We start from the raw sequence: 16,315 nt of genomic DNA, 5'->3' as shown, positions 1-16,315 counted from the left end.
GCCAGCTTCTGCTTAACTTCTTCAACGCTCTGGTGGGCTACAACTCGACTGACTCTTGCCATAACAGTGCTCGTTTCTCGGTTAACTGCACCCTACCCTAATTGTTCTTTAGAACGCAAGTTCGTATAAGATAGTAACCTCCTGCCTTACGACACTTGTTTTCTCGCTGAATTTCTCGCACAGAATTACGAATTGAAACTTCCCAAGGACGAGTTGTACGGTTTTTTGCTTGCTGTTTGATCAGGTGTAACAACAGGACGACTGCGTAACTCCGAATTGTTTTAATAATGTCATTACGACCCATTTCTTCGAGTTCTTCGACAATCGCTAAGGCACCAGGAATATTATCCTTAAGCAGCATTTCTTTGAGAGTCAGCAGTTCTTCTATAATGAGATGCCTTCCGACTAAAGTCGGGGCTATATAAACAAAGTGTGCCTTCTCCCACTAAAGTAAGAGTTTTGGTTGTCAGTCCACGGAGGTGGACTTTGTTTGCCTAGCAGCGAATTCATTCGCCAAGCTTAAAGGGGAATATATGCTTACCAAGCATTTTCAATTATTAGCAAAATACAACACATTAGCAAATCGCAAACTCTACGAAGCTTGCGCTCAATTAAGTGATGATGAACGCAAACAAATCCGTCCAGCATTTTTTAAAAGTATCCACGGAACGCTAAATCATATTATGGTAGGCGATCGCATTTGGTTAGGGCGGTTTGAGGGTAAATCGATGTCATCAACTAATTTAGATGCGATTCTCTTCGAGAACTTTGACGAATTATGGCAAGTACGTCAAGCCGAAGATCAGCGGATTGAAAACTTTGCTGCAAGTTTAACTGAGGAGTTTTTAAGCAGTACAATTGAGTATACAAATAATTCTGGTAGAGTTTGTAACGATCCTGTCGATTTACTTGTCGCCCACTTTTTTAACCACCAAACACATCATCGAGGGCAAATTCACGACATGATCAGCCAAACGGAAATCGCTCCACCATCACTGGATATGCATCGTGTCATTCGACCTTAGCTTTGCATTCCTCCAAGCCTATTCCTCTTGCTCATCCCAAGCTTCTGCTGCTTTAATTTCTGCCTCTTTTTTGGGAGCCTCTGAGCGGAATAAAGGAATTGCAGCAACTGCTACCAGCAATTGTATTGTACTAAAAATAGCGAGTGTCGGACCAAAGCCCCAACGAAGCGCCTCACCGAATAAGAGACTACCAATTCCAAATCCAGTAAATAGTGTAAAAACTTTGAACCCCATTGTTTGCCCTAGACTTCTGGCGGAACCTAAATCTGTCACAATTCCCGCAAACAAAGGCTGAGTGAGGTCATAGCCAAGAGACAAAATCAGAATAGCAATAGTGGTCAAAGTCAAGGGAATCTGGAAAATCATCATAAACCCTGCTATAGCAGCTATGCCAAGTCCTGGCGGGATGAGCCATCTGCGTCCCCAACGATCCACTGCTCTGCCAATCATCGGACTAAAAATTAAACCTGGAATGCCGTATCCAAAAATTGCTAGCCCGATTCCAGCCTCCCCCAAGTTGTAGCGCTGCGACAAATAAAGTCCTAGCCAGGTATAAACCCCTGAGTGAAAGATCGCGTTCAAAAAGACATAGATGTAAGTCCGCTTTCCGCGCCAAGTTGACAGAACACTGCGGTAGCCTGCAAAAACCTGACGAATCGAGCGTAGTGGTTCAGCAGCCTGTGGAGTATCGAACAGTGCTTCATAGCGGTGCAAGCGCCAGAGAATGATTGCTGTTGCAACTGAAGTCCCAATAAATAGTACCTGCCAGCCCACAAAGGGTTCAAGAATCGCTCCACCCGCAGAGCCAAATGCCATGCCACCCTCCATATAAGCAAACACCATACCCAACATCTGTCCTCGTTCGCGAAAGGGAAATAAATCTCCAATCAAGGCAAACGTTAGTGGTATAACTCCACTAGCACCTAGTCCAGTTAAAAGTCGCCAGAGAACCATCTGCGAGGCAGATTGAGCTGTTGCTGTCAGTGCTGTACAAATGATGAAGATGCAGACTGAAGCACGCATAACGGGCCAGCGACCAAAGCGATCCGAAAGAATTCCGTAAAAGAGGGCTGCTAGGGCATAAGCAAGCATATATGCTGGGACAATAAAGCCGATCTCTTGCTCTGGAACTTGAAAAATTTGTGCCAGCCGAGGGATAAGTGGTGCGATCATATATCCCTGCAAAAAAATTAAGCCTGCTGCAAGAGAAAGCCATAAAAACAAGCGATGATGTTGCTTTAGCCTTTGTTTGCGGTTTGCCTCTTCTACATGAACCCTAGGATCAACCATAATCTTCCTCTAAGCCACGGGTAGTCTGCGGGCTGCGCTAGCTAGCGTGTTTCCTATACGATTTAGCCCTGCTATGCAAAAATTGCATAACCCGTATATTTTACAAGTCATCGTTAGTCTGTTATTGAGTGTGCCCAATTTTTTCTATAAAAGGCTTGACTTAGAGCGCACTCTAAGTTCTAAGGTGATATTCATGGACACGGACATTCGACAAGTTGCAGCACGAACGGGTTTGAGTGTGCATACACTGCGCTATTACGAGCGTAATGGGCTACTTGAGCCAGTTAATAGGGGAAGCAATGGACATCGCCGTTACTCAGCAGCAGATATTGCTCGAATTGAATTTTTGACTCGCTTACGGGCTACAGGAATGCCAATTCGTCAAATGCAGCAGTTCGCTACCTTGTTACGGGAAAATCCAGAAGCAATCAGCGATCGCCGCGCAATTCTAGAAGCGCATGAACTTGAGGTTCAAAAACGTATTGCCGAACTTCAGCAGAACCTAAAAGTGATTCAGTGGAAAATTCAACACTATCAAGAGATAGAAGCACAACAAACTAGTTCACCTAACTACTCAGCTAAAAGCTGATCACTTTAGACTGGCTTGCCAATTTTAGGGAAAGTTTTGATGTTATCCCCCATTTTTGGGGAACCACTGCGTTGCGGGGGTGTCCCCCGTTGTAGCAAGTGGCGTGGATTTAGGGGGCGCGAAAGAGATACTAACTCACATTAATTGCAGTAAATCTGAGAGACAAAATGAAAACACGAAACCTCGGAACTCAAGGACTCACTGTGTCTGAACAGGGACTTGGATGTATGGGAATGTCGGAATTCTACGGTACAGGTGATGAAGCTGAAGCAATTTCTACAATTCACCGCGCACTAGATCTGGGCGTCACCTTACTTGATACTGCGGATATGTACGGTTCTGGTACCAACGAAAAACTTGTCGGTAAGGCGATTCGCGATCGCCGCGATGCAGTAGTTCTCGCAACCAAGTTCGGTATTATCCGTGGCGAAGATAGTAGTTTTCGCGGCGTCAATGGTAGTCCTGAATACGTCCATCAAGCCTGTGATGCGTCATTACAACGCTTAGGACTAGACTACGTTGATTTGTACTACCAGCACCGCGTCGATCCCAATGTACCCATCGAAGAAACTGTCGGCGCAATGGCAGAATTAGTCCAACAAGGTAAAGTTCGCTATCTTGGACTTTCAGAAGCCGCACCTGCAACAATTCGCCGCGCTCACGCTACGCAACCCATTAGCGCTTTACAATCAGAATACTCGCTGTGGCAACGCGAACCTGAAGACGAGATTTTACCTACCATCCGTGAATTAGGAATCGGGTTTGTTGCTTATAGTCCCCTCGGACGCGGATTTCTTTCAGGACAAATTACCAGCCCTGATGATTTTGCGCCTGATGACTTCCGCCGGAATCTACCTCGGTTCCAAGGTGAGAATTTTAATAAAAATCTGCAACTCGTGGAGCGAGTCAAGGAAATTGCTGCCGAAAAAGGCGTCACCCCAGGACAATTAGCACTGGCTTGGTTACTCGCCCAAGGAAACGATGTTGTACCGATTCCTGGCACAAAACGGCAGAAATATCTAGAGGAAAACGTTGCCGCAGTTGATATTACACTTACATCAGCAGAACTCCAACGCATTGCTGAAGTTGCCCCCAAAGGAGTTGCTGCAGGCGATCGCTATGCGGATATGAGTAGTGTCAATCGCTAATTGCCGCTTTTAAACTTTGGCAAAACTCCCCAATTGCTTGCAATCCTGCTTGGGGGGTTTCATCTGCTAAGCGTTTCACAATCGCACTTCCAACAATTACAGCGTCTGCACCTGATTCGCGTACTTGTCGCGCTTGTTCGGGTGCAGAAATGCCAAAACCTACACCAATGGGCTTGTCGGTGTAACTACGTATTTGTTTGAGTAATTCAGGGACTCGCGCTTCCATTTGCGATCGCATTCCCGTAACGCCCGTCACGCTAACCAAATAAATAAATCCTTGCGAAGCACGGGCGATCGCCTCAATTCGTTCTAGGGAACTGGTTGGAGCGACTAATAATACAACTTCAATCCCTATCTTTTGAGCGGGTTTCAGCAGCCCTTCAGCTTCTTCTAACGGCAAATCAGGCACAACTAAACCAGCGACCCCAGCATCTGCAATTTGTTGTAAAAATGTCTCAATTCCCCGATTCAAAATTGGGTTGTAATACATAAACAAAATAATTGGCGATCGCAGTGTAGGACTTACCTCGCGCACGATTTCCAAGACTTGTTCAAGGCGCGTTCCTTTTTGCAGCGCCCGACTTGCTGCGGCTTGAATCACAGGTCCATCTGCTAGAGGATCGGAGTATGGTACTCCGAGTTCAATCATGTCTGCTCCAGCACCATCTAAAACCCGCAAAGCTTTAGCAGTTGTTTCCAAGTCTGGATCGCCAGCAGTAATGAAGGGAATTAAAGCACAAGTACCGCGCGATCGCAGTGACTTGAAGCAATCAGAAATTGAGTTCATTTTTCAACGATAGTGTCGGCGATCAAATGACAACATCCAACACTTTACACCTTTGAGGAGGAATCGCGAGATTTGTTTTCTTGTTCAATCTCTGCTTGTAGTTTGGCTAATTCTTCTGGTGTGAGTTCATCTAACCTTTTTTGCAAAAAAGCTTCTTCATAGTTTTGCCGCTGCTGGTGATACGTCATGTCTTGTCGCAACACTCTGGTGAGATAAGTGACTAACCATCCCACTAAAGCACCAACCAACAAAACTTGGCTCCACACGCCTGCTGTTAAGCTATCTAAACCAACTACCTGCAAGATAACATAGACAACACCACCTGCCACAAACACGCCAAGCCCAATACCAATAACCGTAATTCTATTCATGGTTTAGCTAGAAATTTGCCGACGCTGAGGGCGAAAATTCATAAACGGTGCTAGTAGTAATAACCCTGGAAAGAAAAAGAACACCAGGAAATACATAAAGCCCCGCTCAAACGACGTAGCGTTATACCAACGCAGTTTTAGGTACAACATGATGGCTAAAGGGATGACAAGCAGATATGCTCCCGCCAGTACAAGATACAGCAGCGCGATCGCAATCGGTTGGTTTTGGTTAAGGTACTGTAGTAAGTTATCCATTGAACCCGCGTGAATCGTTTGTTTTTAGCTATTCTACCGCTTTTCTCCCTAGCTGCTACGCTCAGTTGACGGGAGAACTTCATAGGCGATCGCCAATTTTTTTTGCTAAAGTTGTTGCATAGATTGCAATTTAATGGTGCAATAGACAAACGGGATGGTTGTTAACCCAACACCCAAACCTCAAAAGGGGGCGTGGCGGAATGGTAGACGCTACGGACTTAAACAATTGAGCCTTGACAAAGAAACTTGTCAAGTGACCGCTCTCAAACTCAGGGAAACCTAAATCTAATTCAGATATGGCAATCCTGAGCCAAGCCGAAAAGTAGACAATGAGAAAGTGAATCTAGAGTTCTTACAATTTCTAGCTACTAGCTACTATTTTTCGGAAGGTGCAGAGACTCGACGGGAGCTACCCTAACGTCAAGCCGAGGGTAAAGAGAGAGTCCAATTCTCAAAGCCTAGTAAGGTAGTAGCGAAAGCTGCAGGAGAATGAAAATCCGTTGACCGTAAAAGGTCGTGAGAGTTCAAGTCTCTCTGCCCCCATACCTAAAGACCTTAACTATAGTTAGCTGAAAGCTCCTTTGTCAGGGGCTTTTATTTTGAAGTTAATAGGTTTTAGAGGCTAACTAGATACGTAATGGATACCCACCAACAGGTGACGTAGCACTCAATGCTTTGATGAGTGGCGAAACAAATACGGTATTTATTGCTGTTAGCACTAGAAGTTATAACGCGATCGCCTATATCAGTAGCCTATTTTGACTTTCTTGTGTAGATGATCGACGCGCTCAATCGAGAAGCGACAAGAAATTCAGCCCTCCGCTGTTTGAAAAAGTCCAAACTAGTCGAGTTAACGGTCTATTTTAGTGCAATTTCCTTACCCAACACCCGATGGCTGAGGAAAGAAGCTACATTTTTCAGCTTCAAGTAAAATAACAGCTTAGAAAGATCTCTGACTGTACTCAGCTTTAGAAAACAGTAAGTGATTGATAAGTTAATAAATCACTAATTTTACTGAGGAACTACATCAGGTAGATATGCCATATTTTCAATCAAGTTTCATTTAAATTGTGCATCGAAGTCTCAAATTATCAACAGTTCAACTTCTAAATATAAGAAAATATACGTAAAACAAGCTACCTCTCTATGTAGAGGAGGATCTTTACCGTTAAAAACCTGTATGTTGAATTCTCCACGCTCAGCAAACTATAAATTTACTAATAATGCGGTTGGTCAGTCAGATAAACAACCTCGTAGTCTGACACAATCTCAAGAGACTGTTTATAGCTTTTTGTTAGAAAACGTCAAGCAGTATTCAGCAGAGACAGTACTACAGCAATTCACTGATTTATTCATATTTCCTCCACAAATAACCAATTTAGATCATCTTCAAGCAATACAAGAAATTATTGCTAGTAATAATAAAGAAGAATTTTATAATACAATTAAGCGTTGTTGCTACATCCTACTCAATAATTGGAAAATCACAAAAAAAACACAATATGTAGAACATTTAATTGCCATTTTTGAAAATATTTCAGATAATCAACCTACTACAACACCTACACAAAATCATCTCAGAATGTGGGTAAAAGATTTTGTAAGTAGTGAGAATTACACAGAAGTTAAAGCATTTGCTGATAAGTGTCAGGTGCAAGGACAAGCGCGTTGGAATAAGAGTTATACATCACATATCTTGATGGCTCAATCTAATGATATTAAGAAACCAATAGAACAACGAGAAGCTGCAAGAAATGAGGCGAGCAGGCTAAAATATCAATTTAAATTTGATTTAGCAATGTACATGGCGTCTTCTCAGTCTTCTAAGATAGATAAGCATAAAAACCCTACTAACTTACCAGATGAAGTACTACGTTTAATTAAGTTAATTGTAGCCAAGCGCGATCCTACCAGCTATGCGAGCAATGCCAATCTTTTTCTCAAACAAACAAAGAATCTTAACTATCGCCAGTTTAAAGAAAGACTAGAAAAGTTTTTAGTTTATTCAAGTACTAATAGTGAAGTAGGAGATACTTCAGGAATCAACTTATCGAAAAAACTAATTACCTTGAATACTAATTACAATGAAAAAGAGCCAACAGATGCATTAATTCTGAGAACTTGTAATAAAATAATCGAATACTTAATAACTGAAAACCATCATGAGCCTTCCCCAATGTTCCTTACTCTGATATCTCAAGGAACTCCATTAACACTAGTCATGCTTTTAATTAAAATTTTATTGATTTGTAAAGGTTGCCGCGCTCATCTTGAAACCTGTATCGCAGAATTGATTAGATATTATGAAAATTTTTCCGAAAAAGAGCGAAATAAGATGACGACTTTTCTTGATATTTTTAATGTAATGTGTGCAATTTATATAGATAATATTCCTGTAAAACTTAATTAAAATCTAAACGACGTTCATCTAGCCAAGCAAATCCAGCAGCAGAAGTTTCAGCAAGAATGCTCACTAACCGGTAAAAAGCGATCGCACTAATGACAATGCCAGGAGATAATCGATGTTCTAATAGCGCGATCGCAGTTGCTTCAAAAACTCCCAAGCCTCCAGGGGCTCCTGGAACGATTAAACCCAGTAACCATGCTAAGCTAAAAGCCCCTAGTATTAAAGGTAATTGCTCTAACTGCAATGAAGTAAAAGCTAGCAGTGTTAGTAAAAAACCCATGCCTCGCAGTAGAACAAAACCTAGTTCACCTATCAAAGGTTTCAAGGGATAATTGACTACCATACCGCTATGAAGGTCTATTGTATTAGTGTAGTTCTTCTTTAGCTTTAATTTGCCTAAAAAGCGAATTGCTGTATTTAAAAACCACGGATGAATAGCAATTAAAACAGCAGCTAAACCTAAAACGGATAATAATATTAATAGCAGATGGCGATCCCCCGCTTCTAAAGAAACACCTAATAAAACAATTATTAAAGCAGATGCTGCCATGAGTAAAGGTTCTAGCAGTACGCTTAAAGTGGCTACGCTAGTAGAAATACCTGCATCTTTAGCAGTGGTAATCCTACCATAGTAATGCCAAACGTTACCAGGCAAATACTTAGCAATATTTGTTTTTAAGTAAACACGAATAAAGTAATGGTTATTGACTTGTTGATTTAGCTCTCTTAAAATCCAAGTCCACACCAAACCTGACCATACATGCGCAAGAAAAGTTACACATAAAGCACCTGCTAAAATTGCCCATCCTGCAGCAGAAATTTGAATCGTAGTAACTTCTTGCCAGTGACGAATTAACGCTTGTAGAAGAAAGAATAGTGTTGCACCAACAATAAACCATCGAATATATGGTTTAAGGTATGCCAAAGAGTACTTTAGTAACTTAAGAATTAGATGCCTCCTACCGCTAAAATCATTTTCTCGCACACTCAGTTTTTAAGTGTAGTCGAACTCAGATCTCAGTATTATTTACATTTTGCATATAGTAATAGTTCAAATAATACAAGTAATGTTTTTTTTGCTCAACAAGTCTTAACACAGAGAAACGTAAGTTGAGCAAAATCTCTCTACAGTTAGATAACAACGGCGTGTTAGTGAACTAATAATGTGACCTTTGCTAGAGGCAGCGATCGCTAATTGTTTTTTACCATCATCAATTAGTGGTTAAAGTTAACTATCAAAATCAATAAAGCGACTCATTTTGCTGTATATCTAGTGTGTTGATTGCAGCGCAATGGGTGTTCAAAAACTGTTATGAAAACCCAACGCGACGGTTAAAAAATTGTTAACTTTAAAAGTTCGGTTGCTTGAAGACGAAAGGAGGACTTTGTGAATAGGTTAGTGGAGACTATCAAAAAACTGAAACTACGGCAAATTCTGACAGTATTACTTGCTGGAATTTTAGTAGTATTTAGCACAGCATGTAGTCCTGGTGACGTGCGCGGTGCTAACCCCGATAATCCGGCAGTTCAAGCCGGTGGTGCTAACAATCCTTACAAAGGTGGTGGAGATGCGTACACAGACTATAACTTATCTCCAGATACTAAGGTAAACAACAAAACTGCTAAGTCGGGGCGCAATCAAGCTAGCGTACAGTTCAATGAACAACTAGTCGCAACTAACGACTCCGAAATCCTTTATCCTGGCGCGGAAACACCAGAAGGTAGGCTTAGTAAGGAGTCACAATTGCCAGTTAAAACTGCGGAAGATTTCAAACAACCTGCTTCTGGCGGGCTAATTCAACGCGATCCCGACTTAGGAAAGCGTGTTGAGAAGCGTTTAGAGAAAGTGCAAGAAGCTTTCGGAGAAGCCTCTGAGTTTGTTGGTGATAAAGCAAATGAAGCCAGCAGAAGACCAGAAGCAACAAGTAATCCAGCACTGAGAAGCAAGTAAGAGCAATTCGCAAACAACTTGCCCTGACTTAATTTGAAGTTTAAGTCAAAATTTAGAAAGTAAATAAGGCTTACAAGCAGTTAGGGCATTCAGTTAACTTTTCATCTAAACAGAATCGCACGGAGTATCCAGTATGAGCAGAATCATTACTGCAATTAAAAGAATCCAACTGAGCAAAATATTAATTGCTGTGGCAGCAAGCTTTGTGCTATTTGCTAGCACAGCTTGTAACTCGGTGCAAGCTCGCACACCTGGCTTATCAGGCGATAGACAAGCAGTTCCATCTGGAATGCAATCTGAGTCTCGAACTCAGCTAAGAAATAGCTCAAATCCAAGACCCGAAGTTCCTGACGAAGCTGTGACTTCTCCCTTTGAAGGAGGGTCAATGAATGAGTTCAGTGATGTAGATCCGAGAGCAAGAGGCTTAGAAAAGGCTGCGGCTGATCGCGCAGCTGCGCTCAAGGAAAACGCTGAGCGAAACGTAATTGATCAAACAGGTAGTGTAGGCGAAAACACCAAGCGCATTCTTGACAAGAAAGGCGAGAACGCAGAAGATTTCGGTAAGAATGTACAGCGTAGCACTGAAGCCGCTCAAGATAAAGCACAGGGTACGGCAGAAGAATTGCGCAAAGCAACAAAGCGGGGTACTGAAAATGTCAAGGAAAATACCCTTGATGCAACTGATGATGTAACTCGCGGTACTAGCCGTGCTGCAGACAACCTTAAAGAAAACGCTAAAGAAGCGGCTAAAGATGTCAATCGAAGCGCTAGCCGTACAGCTGAGAATGTGAAAGCAGCAGGTAAAGACGTAGCAGACAAAACACAGCGTGCTGCTGGCAACACTTCTGACTACGTCCAAGACAAAACATATCAAGCAGGAAAAGCTACTCAAAGATCGCTTTACAAAGCAGGCGATAAAGTTGGTGAAACTGTAGAATAATCAAACTGAATCGCGCTTAATTAAAACTGCTATTAAGTGGTTAACGCTACAAAGTCAGGAAGTTTGGATTTGATACACACCAATCGCCTGACTTTTTTGTAATTGGCAATATGGTATGAAGCGATCGCTTGCCGTCAATAGTTTTATTCATGTTGTGCATACCAGCTAGATAACGCCTGTCGGTGAATTTCGCGCCAAGCAATTTGATGTTTTTTTGCTAGTTGTGCACAGTCTTCGTATTCTGGCTGAATATTAACCAACTTTTTTCCCATCCAGGCAACCTTAACTCGTACTGTGCCATATTTAGTACCAACTTTTTGAATTTCTCGTGGCAAAATAGTACGTTGCTGCAATGAATGACGAATACCCAAAGTTGTTGTTTCCTGAAATAAGACCGCTTCACAAGCCTTCAACTGTTCAGGATGGCAAATTACACTGAGTAAAATTCCCAGACGGGACTTTTTCATACCAATTGACTGTGTAAACACATCCACAGCGCCAGCCTCAAATAAAGCCTCAAAAACATACCCGATCGCTTGAGGACTCAAATCATCAATTTGCGTTTCTAACACTGCAATTGTTTCTACACATGAACTTGGATCGCTAATGTTAACTCCCTGATCTCTACTTTCACCTAACCACAGGCGTAGAATATTAGGAATTGGCAGATCAATCGAACCAGGGCCTAACCCTATTTTGTGTATCGTCATAGCAGGTGGAGCGCCAAAACCATGAGCAAGAGTTGTTGCGATCGCAGCTCCGGTAGGTGTCACTAATTCTCTTTCAATGTTGTTACTATAAACTGGACAGCCCCGCATTTGCCATAACTTTAATACTGCTGGTACGGGTACTGGCAATCGTCCATGCGCTGCTTTTACTGTGCCGCCTCCTGTAGGCAGCGCCGAGCAGTACAATTTATCAATTTCTAACCAATCTAACCCTAAACAAGTACCAACAATATCAACAATTGCATCAACTGCACCAACTTCATGAAAGTGTACTTTTTCTGGTGCAATACCATGTACCGCTCCTTCAGCTACTGCCAGTTGGCGAAATACTTCAAGGCTCCACTTTTGCGCCCGCAATGGTAATTTAGCATCTATAATAATTTGCTCAATTTCTGGTAAATGTCGTCCGTGATGGTGAGTGTATTCATTCTGGTGATGTTGCAATTTTACGTGAACCTTGGTTGCTAATTGCCCATTTCGGTGAACTGGTTGTGCCTGTAACTCATACTCTTGAGCAATACCTAATTTCTTAAGCTGTTCTATTAGATACTCCAAAGGAACACCAACATCAACAAGTGCTCCTAAGCACATATCTCCTGCAATACCAGTAGGACACTCTAAATACGCTAGCTTTGTCATAGGTAAAAGGTAATAGGTAAGAGGTAACAGGTGATACTTGTTAAGAATACTGCCAGCATTTAATACTCGAAATCGCAATGGCTAAAACTTACACTATTCATCCCGAATCTCCGCAAGTACGTACAGTCGAACAAATTGTTGTTATGCTCCGTGATGGAGCAGTGATGCTTTACCCTACGGATACAGTTTATGCGATCGGCTGCGATTTGAATTCAAAATCAGCAGTACAACGCGTCCGACAAATTAAGCAACAATCCAACGATAAGCCGCTAACATTTTTATGTCCTTCGTTATCCAACGTTGCAACTTATGCCAGAGTTAGCGATACCGCTTATCGCATTATGCGGCACTTGATTCCAGGACCATATACCTTTCTCCTCCCAGCAACTAAGTTAGTTCCCCGCTTGGTACAAAATTCTAAACGGAAAACAACTGGAATTCGCGTACCCGATCATGCAGTGTCACAAGCTTTATTGAATGCTTTGGGAAATCCAATTATCTCAACATCGGCGCACTTACCTCAAGATGACAATGGTCAATTCACTTCTTTTGCACAAACAGAAGCTAGTATTTCACAAGCAGAACTATTTGACTGTCTAGATAAGCTAGTAGATATTATTGTTGATGATGGTTCTGAACTTGGATACCAAGTTTCTACAATCTTAGATCTCACAGAAAGTGAACCTGCGATCGCGCGCAAAGGTCTAGGTTGGGAAGAAGCAGCAACTTGGGTTTGATGAATTTTTGGTAACTCTAGTGAAGTAGACAGAAATCTCCTATTTTTTGAGCTTAGTTTTCTTTAAAAGAACAACATCGTCTGTAGTACTAAGTCTGGAGACTGAATGCCACAACTATGACTCAAAGGCAAGGCAATTTTAACAAGTATGTTTCCACATCCTCTTAGCGCCGAGCTTAATATCATTTCCGGCTTGCATAACCTGAATAACTTTGAGTTACCAGTTTCTAGCTACTTTCATCATAAAATTAACTGAACTTGATATTATCAGTTATTTACACAACACTTAAGCTTTACTTACCACAAAAAGAGCCTTTTTTTCTCTGCAAGGTTAGCACTCTGCGTCTGAGAGTGCTAAATTGGAAAATTGGAAGCGCTAGAAAATAAACATGGCAAAAATCGTTGCATTTGATGAAGAGTCGCGGCGGGCGTTAGAACGAGGTGTTAACGCTCTTGCTGATGCCGTCAAAATTACCTTGGGACCAAAAGGTCGTAATGTTTTACTAGAAAAAAAATTTGGTACACCTCAGATTGTTAACGATGGTATTACTGTTGCCAAAGAAATTGAACTTGAAGATCCACTAGAAAACACTGGTGCGCGTCTTATTCAAGAAGTTGCATCCAAGACAAAGGACGTTGCAGGAGACGGTACAACCACCGCCACCGTTTTAGCCCAAGCGATGATTCGGGAAGGCTTAAAAAACGTTGCAGCAGGTGCAAATCCTGTTGCCGTGCGTCGAGGAATGGAAAAAACCGTCGATATGTTAGTTGAGGAAATTGCAGCAGCAGCCAAGCCAGTTGAAGGCAGTGCGATCGCTCAAGTTGCAACCGTTTCTGCTGGTAACGATGACGAAGTCGGTGCCATGATTGCAGAGGCTATGGAGCGAGTCACCAAAGATGGTGTGATTACCGTTGAAGAATCAAAATCACTTACAACAGACCTAGAAGTAGTGGAAGGGATGCAAATCGACAGAGGATATATCTCACCCTATTTCATCACTGACAACGAACGGTTAGTCGTTGATTTTGAAAATCCTCGCATTCTGCTCACTGATAAGAAAATCAGTACAATTCAAGATTTAATTCCTGTATTAGAAAAAGTTGCTCGTGCAGGTCAACCATTACTCATTATCGCCGAGGATGTTGACAGTGAGGCTCTAGCAACCTTGGTTGTTAACAAAGCCAGAGGAGTACTGAACGTTTGTGCGATTAAAGCACCAGGATTTGGCGATCGCCGCAAGGAAATGCTGCGTGACATTGCAGTTCTAACTGGCGGACAAGTCATCTCAGAGGAAGTTGGACTGAGTTTAGATGATGCTTCCTTAGAAATGATGGGAGTGGCACGTAAAGTTACAGTTGATAAAGAAGCAACAACAATTGTTGCTGGTGGTGACAATAAAGGCGACGTCGAAAAGCGTATTGGTCAAATTCGTCGGCAACTCGCAGAATCTGACTCAGAATATGATAAAGAAAAACTGCAAGAACGCATCGCTAAGCTTGCCGGTGGAGTTGCAGTCATTAAAGTTGGTGCAGCAACAGAAACCGAACTTAAAGATCGTAAACTGCGGATTGAGGATGCACTCAACGCAACAAAAGCAGCTGTAGAAGAAGGTATTGTACCTGGCGGTGGAACAATGCTGATCCACCTTTCTACCAAAGTAGAAGAAATTAAAAACAGCTTAAATGAAGAAGAAAAAATTGGAGCCGAAATTGTTAAGCGATCGCTCGAAGCTCCTCTGCGTCAGATGGCAGACAATGCTGGTGTCGAAGGTTCTGTAATCGTCGAGAAAGTACGAGACTCAGAATTCAATATTGGCTACAACGCTGCTACTGGCGAGTTCCAAGACTTAATTGCTGCTGGAATTCTCGATCCTGCTAAAGTTGTGCGTTCAGCTTTGCAAAATGCAGGTTCGATCGCTGGAATGGTTCTCACAACAGAAGCATTAGTCGTTGAAAAACCTGAAAAGAAAGCTGCTGCGGCTCCTGATATGGGCGGCATGGGCGGCATGGGCGGCATGGGCGGCATGGGTGGTATGGGCATGATGTAATTTCACTCCAGTACCATAAATTAATAACTACAAGCAGTTTGTTGAAAATAACAAGCTGCTTTTTTACAAAAGTAGAAAATAGCGGCTAGTATCATGCAATAGTATTTCCCCTGATCCTCCGCTCCTCTGCTCTCCATTTGTATCAACCTTAAATCAAGGGTATACCCCCTCTTTTGCATGGTCAAAATACAAATTCAATCTTCTCCTGACACAAAATCCCGCGAAGATTTCTTCTACGAGCAACCTGGTAGTTTACCAGGAACTTTGAGTATTGAAGAAGATGCGCCTGCTCCTGTTATTGTGCTGATTGACTATGATGAAGCCCATGCTACTCGTAAACAAATCACAATGCCAGAAGAATGTGTTTCTTATCTAGATAGTGATTCGGTTTCATGGGTTGATGTCCAAGGTTTAGGAAATGAAGATATTTTGCAAAGGTTGGGCAACGTATTTAAGCTGCATCCCCTGCTGTTGGAAGATGTCGTGAATGTTCCGCAACGTCCGAAAGTAGAAGATCATGAAAGCCAGTTAGTTGTGATTGCGCGGATGGTTGTTCCTAAAGAACACAAAATTGGCTTCTACAGCGAGCAAGTAGGCTTTGTGTTAGGAAAAAATTATCTTCTGACAGTTCAGGAAGAACCAGAACATGATTGCTTTGAACCTGTAAGACAGCGCATTCGTCAGAATAAAGGAACACTTCGCAAACAGCAAGCAGACTACTTGCTTTATACGCTTTTAGATTCAATTATTGATGGTTTTTTCCCAGTATTAGAAGATTACGGTGAAGAAATTGAAGATTTAGAAGCAGAAGTTGTTAGTAACCCAACACGTAAAACCTTAGAAAAAATTTATCGAGTAAGAAGAGATTTATTAACATTGCGGCGAGCAATTTGGCCACAAAGAGATGCAATTAATTCTTTAATTCGAGATGGCAGTACGCAGATCAGCGAAAGCGTCAGAATTTATCTGCGTGACTGTTATGACCATGCAGTACAAGTTTTGGATATGGTAGAAACCTATCGCGAATTAGCTGCAGGTTTAATGGATGTTTATTTATCTGCTGTCAGCAATAGGATGAATGAAATTATGAAGTTGCTGACAGTTATTTCATCTATATTTATCCCGTTAACATTTATTGCTGGAGTGTATGGGATGAATTTTAATACTGAGCGATCGCCTTGGAATATGCCAGAATTAAACTGGTATTGGGGATATCCACTGTGTTTAGTAACAATGGGAGCGATCGCTACTTTACTAGTGGCTTTTTTCTGGCGGCGTGGTTGGTTTGAGAACTCTTCTACAGTTGTTGACGATCCTGAAGGGTTCGATGGTAACAAAATTAATCTTCTCCAAAGGCGATCGCGTAGATAACAACTCCGCCAAGGATTACACTGGATTTAG

15 protein-coding genes and 1 pseudogene are annotated in these 16,315 nt (G+C 42.1%); 9 read left to right on the top strand and 7 right to left on the bottom strand.

What is annotated here, in order from left to right; translation table 11 throughout:
- Positions 1-127 precede the first annotated feature (127 nt).
- Positions 128-388 (bottom strand): annotated as a pseudogene (locus IQ230_RS06865) (DUF29 family protein); the annotation flags it as partial.
- Between the two features lie 145 nt (positions 389-533).
- Between IQ230_RS06865 and IQ230_RS06860 the strand changes: the two are divergent.
- Positions 534-1,025: a DinB family protein gene (locus IQ230_RS06860; protein WP_193931290.1), complete on the top strand. Its 492-nt coding sequence runs from the start codon at positions 534-536 to the stop codon at positions 1,023-1,025.
- 18 nt (positions 1,026-1,043) lie between these two features.
- Here IQ230_RS06860 and IQ230_RS06855 read toward each other — a convergent pair whose 3' ends face one another.
- Positions 1,044-2,315: an MFS transporter gene (locus IQ230_RS06855; protein WP_193931289.1), complete on the bottom strand. Its 1,272-nt coding sequence runs from the start codon at positions 2,313-2,315 to the stop codon at positions 1,044-1,046.
- Positions 2,316-2,508: 193 nt separating this feature from the next.
- Between IQ230_RS06855 and IQ230_RS06850 the strand changes: the two genes are divergently transcribed.
- Both IQ230_RS06850 and IQ230_RS06845 read left to right on the top strand, forming a co-directional pair.
- A complete protein-coding gene (locus IQ230_RS06850) occupies positions 2,509-2,904 on the top strand; it encodes a MerR family transcriptional regulator (protein ID WP_193931288.1) in 396 nt (131 codons plus the stop codon).
- 167 nt (positions 2,905-3,071) lie between these two features.
- Complete coding sequence (locus tag IQ230_RS06845) at positions 3,072-4,052, top strand: aldo/keto reductase (protein ID WP_193931287.1); 981 nt, start codon at positions 3,072-3,074, stop codon at positions 4,050-4,052.
- On the opposite strand, the gene trpA is transcribed toward IQ230_RS06845, so the two are convergent.
- Genes trpA through ndhL form a run of 3 tightly spaced genes read right to left on the bottom strand, consistent with a single transcriptional unit; the run spans position 4,042 to position 5,465 of the window.
- The gene (gene trpA / locus IQ230_RS06840) at positions 4,042-4,839 is read right to left on the bottom strand and encodes a tryptophan synthase subunit alpha (RefSeq protein ID WP_193931286.1); all 798 of its coding nucleotides are present in this window, start codon (positions 4,837-4,839) and stop codon (positions 4,042-4,044) included. The genes IQ230_RS06845 and trpA overlap by 11 nt on opposite strands.
- 44 nt (positions 4,840-4,883) lie before the next feature.
- Positions 4,884-5,210, bottom strand: a complete 327-nt coding sequence (locus IQ230_RS06835) for a DUF3007 family protein (protein WP_099699341.1) — start codon at positions 5,208-5,210, stop codon at positions 4,884-4,886.
- A gap of 3 nt (positions 5,211-5,213) precedes the next feature.
- A complete protein-coding gene (gene ndhL / locus IQ230_RS06830; RefSeq protein WP_193931285.1) occupies positions 5,214-5,465 on the bottom strand; it encodes an NAD(P)H-quinone oxidoreductase subunit L in 252 nt (83 codons plus the stop codon).
- Positions 5,466-6,645: 1,180 nt separating this feature from the next.
- Here ndhL and IQ230_RS06825 point away from each other — a divergent pair.
- Positions 6,646-7,875 (top strand): hypothetical protein, encoded by a 1,230-nt coding sequence (locus tag IQ230_RS06825; protein ID WP_193931284.1) that lies wholly within the window; start codon positions 6,646-6,648, stop codon positions 7,873-7,875.
- Here the strand turns inward: IQ230_RS06825 and IQ230_RS06820 are convergent.
- Positions 7,868-8,797, bottom strand: coding sequence for a lysylphosphatidylglycerol synthase domain-containing protein (locus IQ230_RS06820; protein ID WP_228054646.1), 930 nt, complete (start codon positions 8,795-8,797; stop codon positions 7,868-7,870). The genes IQ230_RS06825 and IQ230_RS06820 overlap by 8 nt on opposite strands.
- 462 nt (positions 8,798-9,259) lie before the next feature.
- On the opposite strand from IQ230_RS06820, the gene IQ230_RS06815 reads away from it, so the two are divergent.
- Together IQ230_RS06815 and IQ230_RS06810 are read left to right on the top strand one after the other, a co-directional pair.
- Positions 9,260-9,823 carry a DUF6658 family protein gene (locus IQ230_RS06815; protein ID WP_193931283.1) on the top strand — a complete coding sequence of 188 codons (564 nt, stop codon included), beginning with the start codon at positions 9,260-9,262 and terminating at the stop codon, positions 9,821-9,823.
- A 133-nt stretch (positions 9,824-9,956) separates the two neighbouring features.
- The gene (locus IQ230_RS06810; protein WP_193931282.1) at positions 9,957-10,763 is read left to right on the top strand and encodes a hypothetical protein; all 807 of its coding nucleotides are present in this window, start codon (positions 9,957-9,959) and stop codon (positions 10,761-10,763) included.
- A gap of 143 nt (positions 10,764-10,906) precedes the next feature.
- Here the strand turns inward: IQ230_RS06810 and larC are convergent, their stop codons facing one another.
- A complete protein-coding gene (larC, locus tag IQ230_RS06805; RefSeq protein ID WP_193931281.1) occupies positions 10,907-12,130 on the bottom strand; it encodes a nickel pincer cofactor biosynthesis protein LarC in 1,224 nt (407 codons plus the stop codon).
- A gap of 77 nt (positions 12,131-12,207) precedes the next feature.
- Here larC and IQ230_RS06800 point away from each other — a divergent pair, with 77 nt between their 5' ends.
- The 3 genes from IQ230_RS06800 to corA all read left to right on the top strand — a co-directional run bounded on the left by IQ230_RS06800 (position 12,208) and on the right by corA (position 16,285).
- Complete coding sequence (locus IQ230_RS06800) at positions 12,208-12,867, top strand: L-threonylcarbamoyladenylate synthase (RefSeq protein WP_193931280.1); 660 nt, start codon at positions 12,208-12,210, stop codon at positions 12,865-12,867.
- Between the two features lie 388 nt (positions 12,868-13,255).
- Positions 13,256-14,914 carry a chaperonin GroEL gene (gene groL / locus IQ230_RS06795; protein ID WP_193931279.1) on the top strand — a complete coding sequence of 553 codons (1,659 nt, stop codon included), beginning with the start codon at positions 13,256-13,258 and terminating at the stop codon, positions 14,912-14,914.
- A 177-nt stretch (positions 14,915-15,091) separates the two neighbouring features.
- Complete coding sequence (corA, locus tag IQ230_RS06790; RefSeq protein ID WP_193931278.1) at positions 15,092-16,285, top strand: magnesium/cobalt transporter CorA; 1,194 nt, start codon at positions 15,092-15,094, stop codon at positions 16,283-16,285.
- Positions 16,286-16,315: the final 30 nt, after the last annotated feature.

Origin of the sequence: Gloeocapsopsis crepidinum LEGE 06123, assembly GCF_015207655.1 — a bacterium.
GTDB classification, from domain to species: domain Bacteria; phylum Cyanobacteriota; class Cyanobacteriia; order Cyanobacteriales; family Chroococcidiopsidaceae; genus Gloeocapsopsis; species Gloeocapsopsis crepidinum.
The sequence above is the reverse complement of the archived record's forward strand: the minus strand, read 5'-3'. Positions and strand labels throughout refer to the sequence as shown.

Coding starts and splice junctions, on each gene's coding strand:
- IQ230_RS06860 (WP_193931290.1), top strand. CDS start 534: ATGCTTACCAAGCATTTTCAATTATTAGCAAAATACAACACATTAGCA.
- IQ230_RS06855 (WP_193931289.1), bottom strand. CDS start 2,315: ATGGTTGATCCTAGGGTTCATGTAGAAGAGGCAAACCGCAAACAAAGG.
- IQ230_RS06850 (WP_193931288.1), top strand. CDS start 2,509: ATGGACACGGACATTCGACAAGTTGCAGCACGAACGGGTTTGAGTGTG.
- IQ230_RS06845 (WP_193931287.1), top strand. CDS start 3,072: ATGAAAACACGAAACCTCGGAACTCAAGGACTCACTGTGTCTGAACAG.
- trpA (WP_193931286.1), bottom strand. CDS start 4,839: ATGAACTCAATTTCTGATTGCTTCAAGTCACTGCGATCGCGCGGTACT.
- IQ230_RS06835 (WP_099699341.1), bottom strand. CDS start 5,210: ATGAATAGAATTACGGTTATTGGTATTGGGCTTGGCGTGTTTGTGGCA.
- ndhL (WP_193931285.1), bottom strand. CDS start 5,465: ATGGATAACTTACTACAGTACCTTAACCAAAACCAACCGATTGCGATC.
- IQ230_RS06825 (WP_193931284.1), top strand. CDS start 6,646: ATGTTGAATTCTCCACGCTCAGCAAACTATAAATTTACTAATAATGCG.
- IQ230_RS06810 (WP_193931282.1), top strand. CDS start 9,957: ATGAGCAGAATCATTACTGCAATTAAAAGAATCCAACTGAGCAAAATA.
- larC (WP_193931281.1), bottom strand. CDS start 12,130: ATGACAAAGCTAGCGTATTTAGAGTGTCCTACTGGTATTGCAGGAGAT.
- IQ230_RS06800 (WP_193931280.1), top strand. CDS start 12,208: ATGGCTAAAACTTACACTATTCATCCCGAATCTCCGCAAGTACGTACA.
- groL (WP_193931279.1), top strand. CDS start 13,256: ATGGCAAAAATCGTTGCATTTGATGAAGAGTCGCGGCGGGCGTTAGAA.
- corA (WP_193931278.1), top strand. CDS start 15,092: ATGGTCAAAATACAAATTCAATCTTCTCCTGACACAAAATCCCGCGAA.